Origin of the sequence: Tenacibaculum tangerinum, from assembly GCF_029853675.1 — a bacterium.
GTDB classification, from domain to species: domain Bacteria; phylum Bacteroidota; class Bacteroidia; order Flavobacteriales; family Flavobacteriaceae; genus Polaribacter; species Polaribacter tangerinum_A.
Genome location: NZ_CP122539.1, coordinates 163,450 through 179,444 on the forward strand (window position 1 = coordinate 163,450; position 15,995 = coordinate 179,444).

Genomic DNA, 15,995 nt, shown 5'->3' on the forward strand with positions numbered 1-15,995 from the left:
TAAAACAAAAACTTATGAACTCGTACAATGAAAATTTACATTCTGGTGTTTCGACTTCTTTAGGCAATCAAGAGACTGCTTTAAAAAAAGCCCAAGCACAATTAGACGCCACTATGTTTTCCTTATACTACGCACAAGGAAATTACATAACTATTTATGAAAAGTTGGGTATAGAAAATAATAAATACCAATTTAACCAAAAGTTGTATAATGAAATGGTGATTGATAGTGATTTGTCAACCAATTTGTTGTCTTCTGTTAATCAAGGAAAAACGTTGGTAACTACATCCATTTCAAATGCAAGTGTAGCCGCTTCAAACGTACAAATTGCTTCCAATGCTATTTTAAAATTAGCGAGTGATATGGGAAGTATTTTTAACATAGTAAGTGCAGCCGACTTTGATTCCGAAATTTACCAGCAAAGTAAAGATGCCAACAGTTTAATGAGTGAAACAGCGTATTTAGCAGAGGTACTTTCTCAATATTCTATGAAAACCTCTTCATTAATAGCAGAGGTATCAGCAGAAAAATTGTCTGAAACCGCTGCGACAAGCGATGCAAGTGTTAAAAATTTATTACAAGTTGTAAAAACAGAATTTGACAAAGCAGCTACTCAGGTAAATAATGATAACAATGCCTTGGCGCAGGCAAGTACAGATGAGAAAAAGCTAGAAGGAAGTTTGGAAGATGCCAAAGTAAACTACGACGCTTCAAAAGATGCTTATGCAATAACCAATCAAGAACTCAACTTAGATTTAGTGGTTACCAAGGAGAATCTAAAAGGAAGAGAAATTAAATATACCGTAAGTTTCTTACCCTATCAAAGTCCTTTTGGAGTAGAGAATGCTCCTTCAGGATATCCTGTAGACAACTATTATATCTTTTTAGTAAAAGAAAGTAAAAAGAAAACTTTTTCAATGTCGGTTGCAGAAGGAATATTGGTAAAAGACCCAGAGGCTAAAGGAAAAAATGGCTATCCATATATAGTAATAAAAGGAGGAAAGTCTACCGAAAAAGGAGTGAGTAAAACACTTATGTTTAATGCATTGGAAGATACCGATGAAGATGCTTTACAATTGGGAGAAAACTATGTGGTTTTTGTTTTAGCAAGTTTAAGTAGTACATATAAAAAACTAATCAACAATTTTGAGGATTATTTAACGGCTCCGTCTGCTTCATTTAGTTTAACCAATCAATTAATAGCCCCTGTAGCAGATGATATTAAAGTAGGAAATGAAAAAACTGAAAAGGACAAAAAAATATCATTAGAAAGTAAGATAATAAGTGCTGTTAGTATCTCTAGAGAAGATTTAGCAGGAAAAAATACTGAGTCTAAAAAAATTGTAAATCAGGTGTTATCATTTCCAACGAATCAAAATACTCACTTTAAAGTAGAATATCGTTGTATGTTTTTACCAGACAATTCTGAGCTTATTAAAGGATTACTAACAAATCAAGAGTTACTTGCTAAAGAAGAAGAGGCTAAAGTATTAGAACAAATTTCTAATAAATACGACCCTAAGATTTCCGAACTAGAGTTGAAAATTAATGCGTTGGAGTCTGAATTGGAAGTATTAGAAGCAACGGCAGATAGCGATATAGAAGCTTGGGTAGCAAGTGTTGAAAATTCAATAGCAGCCAAGAAAACCCATACCTTAGAAGAAGTTAAAACTCTCACTGAAGGAGGAGAAGACAATATAGATGCCATTTATAAAAAGCTAGGAGTTAAAAAAAGTAGTGAAAAAATAGTAGAAAAAGATATTCTAAAAATTATTGCAGTAATGCTAGAAATAGCACTAGCAAAAATAGAATTTGATGCCCTTAAAAAATCTAAAGAAGAGGCATTTAAGGGGTTGGATGAAAAAGCCTTGAACTTGCATCCAGGGTTTATGTTTAATGAAACCATTGCTGAAAGAGTGACAGCGAGTAATTACTTTGTAGCCAGCCCATCAAAAGATGATGACCAAAATTTTGAAGTTAAACTCAAACCAGAAATGACCGATAATTTCGGAAACCGTTTAATCCCCGGAAGCTTATACATACCCGTAGTATTGGTGGTAAATAACCAAGGAGCAGAAATTAGTAAACAATTTAGCAGTGCACTATCTGATTTTCAAAATACCAAACCATTTACTTACAAATATAAAAACTAACCTTATTAAAAAATAACAATCATGGCAAGCATTTATACCAATACCTTATTGAAGGATACTTCGACTAAAAATAGAAAATACGGGGTAACAGAAAGAAAAAAAGCGACTTTAGATCAGTTGTCTAACCAAGTGTTAGATGCAGAGAATGAAGTAGAGCAGTTACAAGCAATTGTACAATCGTTAACCGAAAAATCAAATAAATTTTCGGCACAACTAAGTTTGGCAGAACAAAACAGAAAACAGGCACGAAACAATATGGAACTTGGTGAAGAGGTAGGAACTAAGCTTAAAGAACTTAAAGACCTTTCAAACACCGCATTTAACGAAGTAGTTTTAGCAAAAAAAGAAGTACAAGATACTGCCCAAAAAACCAATACAGTTATAAATAAACTTATTTATTCTGCCGAAGTGATTAACAAACTATCAAACTTAGTTATTAGAAAAAAAGCGATGAACCCGTTAATTTCTGATGATTTGGTAAGTATGATTACCAAAGCAGGTTCTGATGCGAACAATGCAGTAGCTTTAACACTTACGGCATTAAAATCGGTATTTGCTTCTCAAGCTACCATTTTAGAATCAGAGGCAACCCTATCGTTAGAGTATATTCAAGCAGTAAAATTAGTAGAGTGTTTTACAGGAGTTGAAGCAGAAGACATCAGCAATCAATTACCAGAAAAAGGGGTTTTATCCTTGCTGCAAACTGCCTATACCGTTTCAGAGCAGTTATACAAGGGTTCATTTACCGCATTTAACGATACCGTAAAACAACTTAATGCAGCACAAAGTGAGCTTAACAAAGCCAATGTTAAACTAAGCTCATTACAATCTGGTTTGGCAGCAGCCAATGCAGCAGCACTAGCCTCATAAACGAGTAGAAAATTATAGCGTAGTTGAAATTGAGCACATTCGTATTTCAACTATGCTGTAATTCAATCAAATAATTACTAAAATTTAAACGTGTGAAAAATGTATTCAAACAATTTTATGAAAACTGTTATCTGAAAACACAAGGATTCATTCCCGTAAAACCTTTAGATCAATACTTGTTTCCAGGAGATTTTTTTCAAATTAAAAACGGAAATATTGTGCTTTTAGGAAATGTTTTTGAAGGAGGTGTTATTGATTCAGAAGAAGTATCTTTTTCAGAAGGATTGAAACTCAATGAAGCAAGCTGGTTTTTTAGTAAAGACGTTTCTAAAGTGTATTCAGGAAGAGAAGTAGGAGAGGCAGAATTAGAGGAAGTCTTTACGTTTAGTAAGCAGATATTAGCGTTTAAAGGATTGGGAAGTTTTTATTTTAAAGCACAGCACCCTGAGTTGATAAAAATTGAAAATTGGAATCAAATGTATCAGGAACTTATTATCAAGTTAACACAGACTATGTATTCCTTTAGAGAAGTATATGTAGTCACCGAAGTGGTAACTGCCGAAAATTGGACACTGGCTGTAGGTGGCGCTAAAAATGCGGAGTTGGAAATCGTTACCAAAAATAAAAATTTTGGCTTGGTAGATATTTTTGGCAATAGCAACTCTCAAACAGTACAAGCCCGTAATATTGAATATTATCATGAAGAAACCACTAGAAAACCCTCCTTTTTTAAAGCAAAAAAGCTCGTTGTAAGACCACAGCATTTAGATACTTTTATAAGTGAGTTGTTGCTAAAACAAAAGGGGAGATTTGATTGGGTACAGCAATTCTATACCTACGATTTTAATTGTGAGGCCGTCGATTTTTCAGCACGCATTCCCTACAATGTTAACGAAAGCGTTTTAGATATGCTGCAATCAAATCAGCTAAATCCGAATACTGCTTTGTTGTATTTTGATTGGGTAGACGCTTCTTTAGACGATGTGGAAAAACTTTTTAATGAAGTGAAATGAAGGCAGCAAAGAACATACAAGCCCTACACAAAGAAATTCATTGGTTAGAACAGGTGATTCATAACGTAATCAGCAGGTATTTACAGCACGAAGGCGAATGGTCACATTGGACGGATTTAGCAATGCCAGAAGAAGACGATTCTATATATCAGCAATGGATACAAAAGAATTCCATAACCCAGTACCAACGGTTGGCATTAGCACTCGCCATGACACCGCAACTCAAACCAGAAGTGTTAGATGTCTTCTTCGGAAAAAATCAATTGTATGATAGAGGATTTACCGAATTTGGAGGCATATTAGATGCAAATCATAGCGGATTTTTACCTACAGGGCAAACCTTACTGTTTTTAATTACCGCCACAGAACCCGAACTCAGATACGAAGTAACTGCCTTATTTGATACCACCAGTATTTTTTCTGTAGAACAGATACTCTTACTAGAAAATATTCCGTCACACATTCCAAAGTTAAATGGCATATTAACACTCAATAAAAGATGGTTAGCCTACTTTGAAACAGGAGAAATGCAAGATATAGAACAGAGTGCCGAGTTTCCTGCAAAACGTATTACCACCCACTTAGAATGGGAAGATGTGGTGCTAAACGACATCGTAATGGATCAGGTGCTAGAACTCAAAACATGGCTATTGCACGGAGACGAGTTAATGAACGACTGGGGTTTGTACAAAAAGGTAAAGCGAGGATACCGAACCTTGTTTTACGGACCTCCAGGAACTGGAAAAACCTTAACCGTAACCTTATTAGGAAAAGTTACTGATAGAGAAGTTTATCGGGTAGACCTGTCGATGATAGTCTCAAAATACATAGGAGAAACAGAGAAAAATCTATCCAAAATATTTGATATCGCAGAGCATAAAAACTGGATTTTATTTTTTGATGAAGCAGATGCCTTATTTGGAAAACGAACAGAAGCCAATTCGTCTAACGACCGACATGCCAATCAGCAAACCTCATATTTATTACAACGTATAGAAGATTTTCCAGGTGTGGTGATTCTCGCTTCCAATTTAAAAACCAATATGGATGCTGCTTTTACCAGAAGATTCCAGTCGATGATTCATTTTACCATGCCTGCCGTTAACGAACGCTATCAATTATGGAAAAATGCCTTTACAGGTACCTGTACTTTACATTCCGATATTAATCTATGGAAAATAGCTGAAGAGTATGAATTGGCTGGAGGTGCTATTATCAATGTATTGCGCTTTTGTGCCTTGTCTGCCATTCAAAGAAACGATACCGTGGTACTAGCTCATGAATTGATAGAAGGTATTCGCAAAGAGTTTAAAAAGGAAAACAAAACAGTTACTGTTTTTTAAGATGAAAGCATTGGTACACAAACCTAGGAATGAAATAGTACTCACTAACGCAAGAGTGGTTCAAAAAAAGACCTCACAAGGAATGGTTTTAGAAGATAATAGACATACTTCTTTGAAAATAGCACAATTAAACTCAGATGATAGTGACGAAGAATACAAACCACCAGGACATGGTAAACAAAAAAGATTTTCTTTTCGAACAGGATTGGCTGAAAAAGTAATAAAAAAAACAGCCCATAGGAGAAAACATTATCATAAAAAGAAATACAAATCCGTATATACCTGCCCTGCCTGTAGAAGACCTTTAGGTTTTGTAAAAAAAGGAATTAGTAAGTTAAATCTAACAAAGTTCTCTTACACAAGTAAACATGGAAATTTAAAAAGTCAAAGAGCATTAACCTTAGATCATTACCCACCATGGGCAGGAAGACTTCGCAAGTTAGAAAGTAGAAAAGCAACAGATGAAGAAATGAAAGACGATTATAACGATGTAAACAGATTGCGTGCTTTGTGTAAAAAGTGTAACGAAAGTCATCAATATGAAAGTAAGAAACATATAGATTATGAGAGTGATGAAGACGAGGAAGGATACATGACCGATAGTGATGAATCAGAGAATAAAGGAGAATACAGTCCTTTCCGATATAAAAAAGACGATGATGATGACATGGGCGGGGATGGAATTACAGCATAACAACTAATCAAATGACCATAGATTCAATACTCAGCAAGAAACAGGAACATGCCTTTCTTCTATACCTTAAGTTGTGGAGGAAAGAAATACCCGTTGCCTGTAGAAATGTAATCATTGCAGAAGCGTTAAACCATTGTGTGTACTATGAAAATATGATGATTAAAGGGTATTGGTTGAGAGATAAAAAACTATATCTGATAATTCATACAGAAGCACAAAACGTAGAGGAGTTATTAGAAGTTTTTGCCAAACAAGTATTGAGAGGAATCCATCAATACAATCAGCAAAAAGAAAAGTATACAGGCATGGTAAAAAAAGCGAATGTAGGTAACGAGTTGTTCCTCAAATTTCCGTTGAACGATGTTGTCCTACAAAAGTTACTTACAGGAAAAAAAATAGCGCAAGTGTATACCCAGTATGTAGTAAAAATCACAAATCAAATGAACCAGAGTAACTATTGCTCTGTGGTAGATTATTCAGGAGCCCTAGGGCCTGTAAAAGTAACGATAGATTAATTTAAAAATAAAACGTATGGAGTACCAAAAGAAAAAACCGCAACCTACCCAAACGTCCATACAAAAGGTGGCGAACAATGCACAGGCATTGAAAGACAATCGTACACAAAGCACGATTCAAAAGAAAGCTAACAATACAGGCTTACCTGACAATTTAAAATCAGGAATAGAAAATATATCCGGTTATTCTATGGATGATGTAAAAGTACATTACAATTCTAGCAAACCAGCACAACTCAATGCACATGCCTATGCCCAAGGGACGGATATTCATTTGGGTGTTGGACAAGAAAAACACTTGCCTCACGAAGCATGGCATGTGGTACAGCAAAAACAAGGTAGAGTACAACCTACTACTTCAGTAAATGGAGCAAAAATAAATGATAATGTTGGTTTGGAAAAAGAAGCAGATGTAATGGGAGCAAAGGCATTGTCGAAGTAACTTGATACAATACATCTTAATAAATCATAAATCGTAATTCACACAAGATATGTACACATCAAAAAACACACCTAAAGCGCATAAAAATCGACCTGTTACTCAACGGAAAAGCGAGAGTAAACAAGGTATGGAACTAGAGGATAATAGAAGAGAAACAACTACACAAAGAAAAGTTAATAATTCAGTTAGTCAAAACGTTGTACAATTTGGAGGAGGAAGTCATTATTGGAGAAGGCAGAATGGAGGGCCATGGATATATAGTGGAAAAATGGGGAATCATAAAACCGCAACAAAATGGCATATAGCTAGAGGCTATACAAATGGTAAAGGATGGCAATTTAGTCAAGGAGGTAAAAAAAATCCACCAGGAACATAGAAATAGAAAATAAAAAGTAAATCAATCAAAAACGCAATATATGTACACCCAACAAGCCAAACCAAAAGAACATCAAAGCCAGTCGTGCGCTGATGCTGTTGCTCAAAAAATGAGTGTTAGAGAGAAGGGTATTGAGTTGGTGGATAATAGGGGTAAATCGATTGTGCAAAATAAACTCAAGGAGCACCCTAATAAAACCACCTTGGTGAATCCAGTAACACAATTAATGTTTAAAGGATTTAAAGCAAGTATTTTTGGAAATGAAGTACCAGAGGGTGTTGAAGAATATAAAGTTTTAGGAGGAGGATATGGAGTTGGTTATAAAAAATCAAATCAAACCGTTTATTTATATGGCTCCAATGGAATTATAGCGCATGTTAACATTCAAACACATGGAGAAGATTCTAATATTTCTCTTCATACAGGAACAGATTCAGGTACTGAAGGAGGTCAAGGACACATGACTGCCATGTTTCCTGTGGCTTTAAAAGTTGTAGCTAGATATTTTGGAGATTACCCAGGTATTGATATGGCTCCTGCTTTAGGGGCAGCCACTAAAGGACTCATTAGTCAGTTAGCTCGATTACGCCAACAGGTAGAACCACCAACACCAAGAAAGAGGTTTGGAGATTCAAGAATGTTTATGGCAAGTAGATTTATTAGTCTTTCAGATGAACTTAGAGAGAGGAGAAAAAGAAAAGAAGAATCAGGAAAAAAACAACGTCCCGAAGCACAAGAATGGGATGCAGAGACGATGATGGAAACAGCTCATGAATTAAATGCGTTAAGAGAAATGGAAGCTGCAAATCCATTAGGGATTGACATTGTAGGGTTAAATGGAAAGTTTAATGAACGATTGGTAGGTAAAAATTCACCTTATCTTAATGGAGGGGCATTCGCATGGCATGAAAGTTCAACAAAACAGGGGCAAGGGATGCTACAGCTTAAAATACCAATGGAAGCAGTAAAACTTTTTGCAAAATCTGTATAAGTGTTTTTGAGCTGTGGTCTTAGTTTTTTATTCTAAAATCAATGGGTTTTTTCTATCAAACTCTTGAAATAGAAAGGTGATTGTTCAGAAAACAAGATAAAAAATAGTAGAAAGAATTTATACAGGCCCAAAAACTGAAATATGTATTATGGACAAATAGAAAAACCAAAAGGACATCAAAGCCAGTCGGTCGCTGATGCTGTTACTCAAAAAATGAGTACTACAGGGAACGGTGTTGGGTTGGTAGATAATCGACCTGAAGTAGTTAGTCAAAGAAGAATGCAGATACTTTTCAATAATTCTATCGCTCAATCAGTGCAGAAAAAGGGAAGTAATATGCGCAATAAAGATTTGGATTCACCGATCATTGGAACAAGGGTATCTCAAAGAAAGATTATTGTCAATGATACCGAGGTAAATAAAGATGCAATTCTTGATGATTTGGTATCGAATACTGCTGGACGTGTGCATACGTGGCTGACCAGTAATGGAATGACTTCAATATTGAAAAGGAATAGTCAGGATGTAAAAGCAGAAATAACTGCTACAGAATCGAATTCCAAAGCTAGGAAGTATCTCGAAGCGAATCTTCGTAACCAAATTAATTCTATACTTGCCAAGTACAACTCTGATGATAGAACTTTTGAAGATAATAATCACTTTGAGTCTCAGTTGATTCAGGATGTTAAATTGAGCATCTTAAGATTGAATGATATTGTTGGAATTGATCATCACAACGGTCAATTTTCTAGAACAGATCAAAGTGGTCGTGGAAAAGCTTTAAGAATCTATCGAACCACTAAACGAGCCGATTGGAATACTTATTTGCAGTCACGTAGCCTTGCAGGACTTCTTCATGGACACGGAGGCTCATTGGGACAAGCATTAGATTATTTCTATAAATCTAAAAATCCTAATAATAAGAATGCTAGTAATCCATTTTATGATAATGTAATCTTTGAACTCAAGTTTACAAAAGACGCTTCAAATGCAATTAACTATGATGAAATTTCTTCGGGAGGAGAAGGAGGAGGCCCAAGATCAGACAAGTTAACAGGGAAAAAAGAGCAAAACGATATACTCGGTGAAGCAGATAGTTTCAGTGTGAATTTAGGAGCATGCAGAGATCTTATAGTATCTATGGATCCAGTTGTTAGACGAGTTGACGAAATGAAGGGAGAGGACACCCAGTATAGTAAAAGGTTGATGGAGCTTGGACTAAAACACGGCCAATATCCTCCTACGAATCTAACTGAAATGGAAAAAACAGAATTAGAAGGGTTAAGAGGTCTTTAAGTAAATACAATCATAATTGTGAACAAAACTACAGATAAGGCTGTTAAAAGTATATAACAAAACCTAAAATCCATTGAAGGTAACAAAAGGAAAACGGATAGTGATTCCTTTTCTGTTCATAAGAAAAACACCCTTACCGCTTATAGGCACGCTTAAAGATGTTTTTATATATGGTTGCTAATAGTGTTCTAACTTTAATAACCGAAAAATTACAAAAACGAACCAATCATGAACAATTCATTATTTAACGGTACAGTAGGTGTTAACTTCAGCAATACCTTTCAAAGTGCAGCAACACGAGTAAGTGCAACAACCGCAGCAACACAAATAAAAGCAACAGGTGTTAAAACAGTAAAAATGTTTACGTACAATCAGGCAGCTTGTATTAGTGCTTTTGCTAAAGAAGGTCTAGAAGTTTTAGTGGATATTCCTAATGGAGATTTACAAGCCTGTGCTAATAATGATACAACTACTATTAATACAATTGTAGATGTGTTATCTAATAACGCTAGCTCCATTCCTATGATTTGTGTAGGAAATGAGCCTTTAGGAAGTTGGTGGAATAATGCCTATGCCTCTTATCTTGTAAAAGCGTTAACAAATATTAAAAGTGCCATTGCAACGAAAGGACTTACTACCAAAGTAACTGTTCCCTTTAATTATGCTATTATGGGAAACTCGTATCCGCCTTCTGCAGGAGCTTTTAATCATGGTTTAAAAAACACAATTTTAGATATTTGTGCTATTTTAAAAGCAGATAACTCGGTATTTATGGTAAATGTATACCCATTCCTTACTCACAATAGTCAGCCAAATAATATTCCTTTAGACTATTGTTTATTTACCGCAAATAGCAATCCTGGAGTTTGGGTTCATGATAATGGTTATACCTACAAAAATATTTTTGACGCCATGTACGATGCTCTATTAGTAGCTCTTGAAAATAATGGCTATGGAAGTTTACCTATTGTTATTGGAGAAGCAGGATGGCCTGCTTTTGCAACTAAAGCCTATCCTTCTGCCACCGTAGCAAATGCACAAACGTTTAATCAGAACTTGATTAATCATTGTAAAAGTGGTAACGGAACACCACGGAATCCGAATGTAGAAATCCCTTGTTTTCTCTTTGAAATGTACGATGAAAACTTAAAGCCAACTAATGCAGGGGCTTTTGAGCAACATTGGGGAGTTTATGGCTACAATACTCAAAGCAAAAACTACCAAGCTAAGTATAGTTTAACATGGTAGGTTCGCTTTATAGCTATAATAAGGATAGCGAATTAAACTATCCTTTTTTTATTTAATATCCAGAAGGTCTTTTCCAACGCGTAGGTGGAGCAGGTTCGGGTTTATATATAAACTCTTTACTTCTTAATAAACGTAACGCTTCTTTAACGGCTATTTCTAGTTGAGGGTCATGACCATTCAATACCGTGCTAGGGTCTTGATGCACTTCAATATCAGGAGCAACACCTTCGCCTTCTACAGCCCAATTTCCATCCAAGTCAAAAAAACCACCACGAGGAGCCACCATTCTACCACCGTCGATAAAATTTGGGGTGTCCCAAGTTCCTACCAAGCCTCCCCAAGTACGAGTTCCTACCAATGGACCAATTTTTCTTTCTTTAAACATATAAGGAAACAAATCACCTCCTGAGCCAGCACGTTCGTTAATAATCATCACTTTTGGTCCCCAAATACCTGCGATAGGAGTGGTCCATGGTTTTCTTTTATTTGCTTTGCTATTAAAATAGCCAAAAGGTTTTCTCGATAATATATCAATCATATAATCAGCAGCATTACCACCACCGTTGTTTCTTTCGTCTATAATTACCCCTTTCTTATTTTGCTGAGAAAAATAATAACGATTAAAAGATGTAAATCCGTTATATGATGTATTAGGAACATAAACATAAGCCAGTTTACCATCAGATAGTTTATCTACTTTTCTCCTATTTTCTTCTACCCAGTCGATAGAACGCAAACTTCTTTCACTAAAAACAGGTTTTACTAAAACAATGTTAGCTCCTTTAGGAGTAGGTTTAGAGTTAACTTTAATATAAATTTCTCTTCCAGCGGTTTGTTCTAGCACTTTATATGGATTGTCTTTTGAAGTTAATGTAACGCCATTAATTTCTAGTAAATAATCTCCTTCTTTAACCTCAATACCTGGAAGACCCAGTGGAGCTTTGATACTAGGATTCCAGCGTTCTCCTTTATATATTTTAGAAAATCTGTAGAAGCCGTTTGTCTCTTCAAAATCACAACCTAATAGTCCAACAGAAACATACTTGGTTTTAGGGGTATCTCCTCCGTAAACATATGAGTGACCAATGGCAACTTCACCACTCATAATATCAACTACATAGTTTAAGTCGGTTCTGTGTCGTACGTGGTCAATCCACGGTGCATACCATTCATAGATTTTATTCCATGGAGCACCATGTACATTGTCTACATACAGGAAATCTCTCATGTAACGCCAACCTTCTTTAAAGATTTGATGAGCTTCAGCTTTAGGGTCTACCTTAATTTTTAAGTTTGTTTTTATAGAGCCTTCAGTCGATTTTGCTGGAGATTTACTACTTACAATGCTCCAGTTTCCTTTACTCGATAATAAAACAGATTCTCTATCTTCTGAAACTGTTATTAAACTGACTCCTTTGGAGAATTCAGTAGCCTTTTCTTTAGAAATATCATAGTCATGGATAATTACATTAAGTGTGTTTTGCACAGATTCAGCTATGAACACATGGTTTTTAGGTGCTTTGTATAAACCTGTATAGTTTTTTGCAGGAAGTTGTAAGGCAATGGCTCGGTTAAAAATTCCATCTTCATCAATAACTACTTTGATTTTATTAGTGTCTTTCGATTCTTTCTTATCACTTTTTTTCTTGTTTTTATCTTCCTTATTTGTGTCTTTTTTTTCAGCTTCTTCTTCGTCTGTTTTTGGCAGGTTAGGAGCTTGGTCTTTGCTATTCAGAACAATAGCATATAAACTACGTGTTACTGATGGGTCGTAAGAACTCATGTCTAACCATCCAGAAGTTAATCCATAATTTGTACTAGCCAAAGTGTATAGATACTTTCCAGAAGCATCCCAAACAGGTGAAATAGCATCTGCTAACGGATCTGTGATTTGAACTGTTTTTTGAGTACTGATTTGGTATGCATAAATAGACTTAAAATGATTTTCGTTTTGTTTTGCATAAGCAATCCAATCACTATCTGGAGACCACTTAGGATTCATGGTCCTATTAGGGTGTGCAAAATTATCTGTAGCTACTTTTTCAGCTTTTTCGGTTTCTAAATTAAGAATCCAAATATTATAATGTGTATCGGTAAATGATAAATACTTTCCGTTAGGAGACCAGTCGGGCCTGAAATAAAAAGTAGGGGTAGGTATAGTAATGTATGACTTGTTGTCTCCGTTTTGGTCAGCAATTACTACTTGATATTCTCCGTTTTTATCAGAAAACCAAGCAATTTTATCGCCTTTTGGAGACCATATAGGATATCTATCTGCAACTCCAGAAGAGTTGGTTACGTTTCTCCAAGTACCATTTTCTTTTGGAACAGTAAAAATTTCACCTCGGTATTCAAAAATGGCTCTTTTTCCTTTTGGTGAAATATTTGGGTTGGTTAAGTTTCTTCCTTTTACATTCATCCAACGAGTTCTTGCGTAATTCAAATCACCATGAACTGTTATTGGAATTTGTTTTGTACTTGAGGTTTCAGGATTTAAAAAGTGAATGTAACCTCCCTGTTCATAGATAATTCCGTTCGAATTAGCATCGAGGCTTTTTACATCAAATCTTTTGTGAAATGTAAGTTGCTTTTCTTGTTTTGTAGTTAGGTTATATGACCAGATATTACTGGTGTAATCTCTCTCAGAAATGTAGTAAACAACTCCATTATACCAAACAGGGTCTAAATGTCTTTCTTTATCTTTTTGAGGAGTTTTTATAAGTTGTTGATTTTGCATATTTAAAATCCAAATTGGCATTGCTTGGCCACCACGATAATTTCTCCATTCTGCATCCCAACTAGTAATGGGAGTATAGGCAATATAGTTACCGTTTTCAGAAAATTCTCCATAAGCTGCTCTGGGTACTTTTACAGCTTTAGGTAAACCTCCTTCTAATGAAACGGTGTAAAATTTACTAGTTTGGGTTGGTTTACCCTCTCTGGATGAACGGAACAGAATTTTGTTGTCAGGTGTCCAGCCCTGCACAAAATCATCACTGGGATGATAAGTTAAGCGTTTAGGCTCTCCACCAGTAGAAGGAATAATATAGACATCTGTGTTTCCATCATACTGTGCAGTAAAAGCAATCATGCTACCATCATTGGAAAAATGTGGATTAGATTCATAACCATCGGCGCTGGTAAGTCGTATGGCATTTCCTCCTTGAATGGGAGCTTTCCATAGGTCATTGGCATATATAAAAACAATTTCAGAATTAGATATTGTAGGTTGTCTTAATAGGCGTGTTCCCTGAGAAAAACTTACATGGAAAATTGTTAAAGTGAGTAAGGTTAGTATTTTTTTCATATGTTCTTGAAATTTTAAACCTCAAAGCTATTTAATTAAGGGTGAAAATAAGTGAAAAATTTGTTAAAACCCTACAGCAGTATCATCACCTCTTGGGTCGGCCCCTCCTTCTAATTTTCCATTAGAAAGTACTAAAATAGCGTCTACTTTACCAATAACAGGTGAGTTCGTTTCGTCTAATTCGTATCCTAGTTGTTGTAACTCTTTTTTAACTTGTTTTTTAAATCCTTTTGGTTCCATTTTAATTACATCGGGTAACCATTGATGGTGAAAACGAGGTTGGTTTACGGCTTGCTGCATTCCCATATTAAATTCATGTACGTTTAAAATGGTTTGTAATACAGAAGTGATGATAGTCGATCCGCCGGGTGTTCCTACCACCATGTATAGGTTTCCGTTTTTCTCTACAATAGTAGGGGTCATAGAGCTCAACATGCGTTTTTCGGGTTCAATTTTATTGGCTTCAGCTCCAACTAAACCAAACATGTTTGGTACTCCTGGTTTGCTTGAAAAATCATCCATTTCATTATTTAAGAAGAATCCTAAATCGGAACAATATAGTTTAGAACCATAAGCTCCATTGATTGTTGTGGTGACCGAAACTGCATTTCCGAATTGATCGACGATAGCGTAGTGGGTGGTTTCATCACTCTCTGTCATGGTTATACTTCCGTGAGAAACATCGGCTGAAGAAGTCGCTTTTTCAAAAGAAAAATTGTCCATTCTTTTTTTAGTGTATTCTTTACTGATGAGTGTTTTAACTGGGATTTTTACAAAATCAGGGTCTCCTAAATAAAAACTTCTATCGGCATAAGCTCTTCGTTCCGCTTCAGTAATTACCTGTATGGCTTTTGTTGAATTATGTCCGAGTTTATTCAAATCAAACGGTTCAATTCCGTTCATAATTTGTGCTAAACAAATACCTCCACTTGCAGGGGGTGACATGGAAATGATTCGTAAATCGTCATAGGTAAAGGTAATAGGGGTTCGCCATTTAGCTTCGTATTTTGCCAAGTCTTCTTCAGTTAAGATTCCGCCATTGTCTTGCATAAATGTAACGAGGCGTTTGGCGGTTTCTCCTTTGTAAAACTCGTCACGACCGTTTTTTGCAATGCGTTCTAACGTTGCAGCTAAAGCAGGGTATTTTATGGTGTCTCCTTTTTTCCAAGGTTTATCAAGAATAATAGAGTCTTTATTTACTTCTAAAAAGTAATGTTGGTATTTTTTTATACGGTCTTCTTGTTTTTGAGTTACTACAACTCCTTTTTTGGCTAAAGTTATGACTGGTTTTAAAATTTCTTGAACAGGTAACGAACCGAATTTTTTATGTGTAGCAAAAACACCAGCGATTGTTCCTGGAACTCCTACTGCCATGGCTCCTAAGGTACTTTTATTCTCGATCACATTTCCTAAGCTATCTAAATACATGTTTTTGTGAGCGGCAAGTGGTGCTTTTTCACGATAATCTAGTGCACCAATTTCTCCTGAGTTTTTGCGGTAGACCATAAAACCACCACCTCCAAGATTACCAGCATAGGGATACGCAACTGCCAGTGCTAGTTCGGTCGCTACCATAGCATCGAAAGCATTTCCTCCTTTTTGTAAAATATAAGTGCCAATGTTTGAAGCTTCTTTACGAGCAGAAACTACCATCGCTTTTTCGGTGATTGTACCTACAATTTTTTCTTTTTTACAATTGTATAATACTATGAGTGTTAAGAAAAATAAGAATGTTTTTTTCATTTAT

At 35.6% G+C, this 15,995-nt stretch carries 13 protein-coding genes; 11 read left to right on the forward strand and 2 right to left on the reverse strand.

Annotation, left to right across the window (positions count from 1 at the left end; translation table 11 throughout):
- Nucleotides 1-14: 14 nt before the first annotated feature.
- The 11 genes from P8625_RS00680 (at nucleotide 15) to P8625_RS00730 (ending at nucleotide 10,941) form a co-directional block, all read left to right on the forward strand.
- Nucleotides 15-2,153, forward strand: a complete 2,139-nt coding sequence (locus P8625_RS00680) for a V-type ATP synthase subunit I domain-containing protein (protein WP_279651584.1) — start codon at nucleotides 15-17, stop codon at nucleotides 2,151-2,153.
- Between the two features lie 21 nt (nucleotides 2,154-2,174).
- On the forward strand, nucleotides 2,175-3,023 hold the full coding sequence (locus tag P8625_RS00685) for a hypothetical protein (RefSeq protein ID WP_279651585.1): 849 nt from the start codon (nucleotides 2,175-2,177) through the stop codon (nucleotides 3,021-3,023).
- A gap of 92 nt (nucleotides 3,024-3,115) precedes the next feature.
- Nucleotides 3,116-4,036: a hypothetical protein gene (locus P8625_RS00690; protein ID WP_279651586.1), complete on the forward strand. Its 921-nt coding sequence runs from the start codon at nucleotides 3,116-3,118 to the stop codon at nucleotides 4,034-4,036.
- Nucleotides 4,033-5,379, forward strand: coding sequence for an ATP-binding protein (locus tag P8625_RS00695; RefSeq protein ID WP_279651587.1), 1,347 nt, complete (start codon nucleotides 4,033-4,035; stop codon nucleotides 5,377-5,379). The genes P8625_RS00690 and P8625_RS00695 overlap by 4 nt, the downstream gene beginning before the upstream one ends.
- Before the next feature lies 1 nt (nucleotide 5,380).
- Nucleotides 5,381-6,073, forward strand: coding sequence for a GH-E family nuclease (locus P8625_RS00700; protein ID WP_279651588.1), 693 nt, complete (start codon nucleotides 5,381-5,383; stop codon nucleotides 6,071-6,073).
- Between the two features lie 11 nt (nucleotides 6,074-6,084).
- Nucleotides 6,085-6,588, forward strand: a complete 504-nt coding sequence (locus P8625_RS00705; RefSeq protein WP_279651589.1) for a hypothetical protein — start codon at nucleotides 6,085-6,087, stop codon at nucleotides 6,586-6,588.
- A 16-nt stretch (nucleotides 6,589-6,604) separates the two neighbouring features.
- Nucleotides 6,605-7,030 carry an eCIS core domain-containing protein gene (locus P8625_RS00710; RefSeq protein WP_279651590.1) on the forward strand — a complete coding sequence of 142 codons (426 nt, stop codon included), beginning with the start codon at nucleotides 6,605-6,607 and terminating at the stop codon, nucleotides 7,028-7,030.
- 49 nt (nucleotides 7,031-7,079) lie between these two features.
- Nucleotides 7,080-7,406: a hypothetical protein gene (locus tag P8625_RS00715; RefSeq protein WP_279651591.1), complete on the forward strand. Its 327-nt coding sequence runs from the start codon at nucleotides 7,080-7,082 to the stop codon at nucleotides 7,404-7,406.
- Between the two features lie 40 nt (nucleotides 7,407-7,446).
- Nucleotides 7,447-8,397 carry a hypothetical protein gene (locus P8625_RS00720; RefSeq protein ID WP_279651592.1) on the forward strand — a complete coding sequence of 317 codons (951 nt, stop codon included), beginning with the start codon at nucleotides 7,447-7,449 and terminating at the stop codon, nucleotides 8,395-8,397.
- A gap of 141 nt (nucleotides 8,398-8,538) precedes the next feature.
- Nucleotides 8,539-9,693, forward strand: coding sequence for a hypothetical protein (locus tag P8625_RS00725; RefSeq protein WP_279651593.1), 1,155 nt, complete (start codon nucleotides 8,539-8,541; stop codon nucleotides 9,691-9,693).
- Nucleotides 9,694-9,921: 228 nt separating this feature from the next.
- The gene (locus P8625_RS00730; protein WP_279651594.1) at nucleotides 9,922-10,941 is read left to right on the forward strand and encodes a glycosyl hydrolase family 17 protein; all 1,020 of its coding nucleotides are present in this window, start codon (nucleotides 9,922-9,924) and stop codon (nucleotides 10,939-10,941) included.
- 52 nt (nucleotides 10,942-10,993) lie between these two features.
- Here the strand turns inward: P8625_RS00730 and P8625_RS00735 are convergent, their stop codons facing one another.
- On the reverse strand, nucleotides 10,994-14,248 hold the full coding sequence (locus P8625_RS00735; protein ID WP_279651595.1) for a S41 family peptidase: 3,255 nt from the start codon (nucleotides 14,246-14,248) through the stop codon (nucleotides 10,994-10,996).
- A gap of 63 nt (nucleotides 14,249-14,311) precedes the next feature.
- Nucleotides 14,312-15,991, reverse strand: coding sequence for a gamma-glutamyltransferase (gene ggt, locus P8625_RS00740; RefSeq protein WP_279651596.1), 1,680 nt, complete (start codon nucleotides 15,989-15,991; stop codon nucleotides 14,312-14,314).
- Between the last annotated feature and the right edge of the window lie 4 nt (nucleotides 15,992-15,995).

What these genes read in the sequence shown, in the direction of transcription:
- P8625_RS00680 (WP_279651584.1), top strand. Translation starts at nt 15, where the DNA reads ATGAACTCGTACAATGAAAATTTACATTCTGGTGTTTCGACTTCTTTA.
- P8625_RS00685 (WP_279651585.1), top strand. Translation starts at nt 2,175, where the DNA reads ATGGCAAGCATTTATACCAATACCTTATTGAAGGATACTTCGACTAAA.
- P8625_RS00695 (WP_279651587.1), top strand. Translation starts at nt 4,033, where the DNA reads ATGAAGGCAGCAAAGAACATACAAGCCCTACACAAAGAAATTCATTGG.
- P8625_RS00700 (WP_279651588.1), top strand. Translation starts at nt 5,381, where the DNA reads ATGAAAGCATTGGTACACAAACCTAGGAATGAAATAGTACTCACTAAC.
- P8625_RS00705 (WP_279651589.1), top strand. Translation starts at nt 6,085, where the DNA reads ATGACCATAGATTCAATACTCAGCAAGAAACAGGAACATGCCTTTCTT.
- P8625_RS00710 (WP_279651590.1), top strand. Translation starts at nt 6,605, where the DNA reads ATGGAGTACCAAAAGAAAAAACCGCAACCTACCCAAACGTCCATACAA.
- P8625_RS00715 (WP_279651591.1), top strand. Translation starts at nt 7,080, where the DNA reads ATGTACACATCAAAAAACACACCTAAAGCGCATAAAAATCGACCTGTT.
- P8625_RS00720 (WP_279651592.1), top strand. Translation starts at nt 7,447, where the DNA reads ATGTACACCCAACAAGCCAAACCAAAAGAACATCAAAGCCAGTCGTGC.
- P8625_RS00725 (WP_279651593.1), top strand. Translation starts at nt 8,539, where the DNA reads ATGTATTATGGACAAATAGAAAAACCAAAAGGACATCAAAGCCAGTCG.
- P8625_RS00730 (WP_279651594.1), top strand. Translation starts at nt 9,922, where the DNA reads ATGAACAATTCATTATTTAACGGTACAGTAGGTGTTAACTTCAGCAAT.
- P8625_RS00735 (WP_279651595.1), bottom strand. Translation starts at nt 14,248, where the DNA reads ATGAAAAAAATACTAACCTTACTCACTTTAACAATTTTCCATGTAAGT.
- ggt (WP_279651596.1), bottom strand. Translation starts at nt 15,991, where the DNA reads ATGAAAAAAACATTCTTATTTTTCTTAACACTCATAGTATTATACAAT.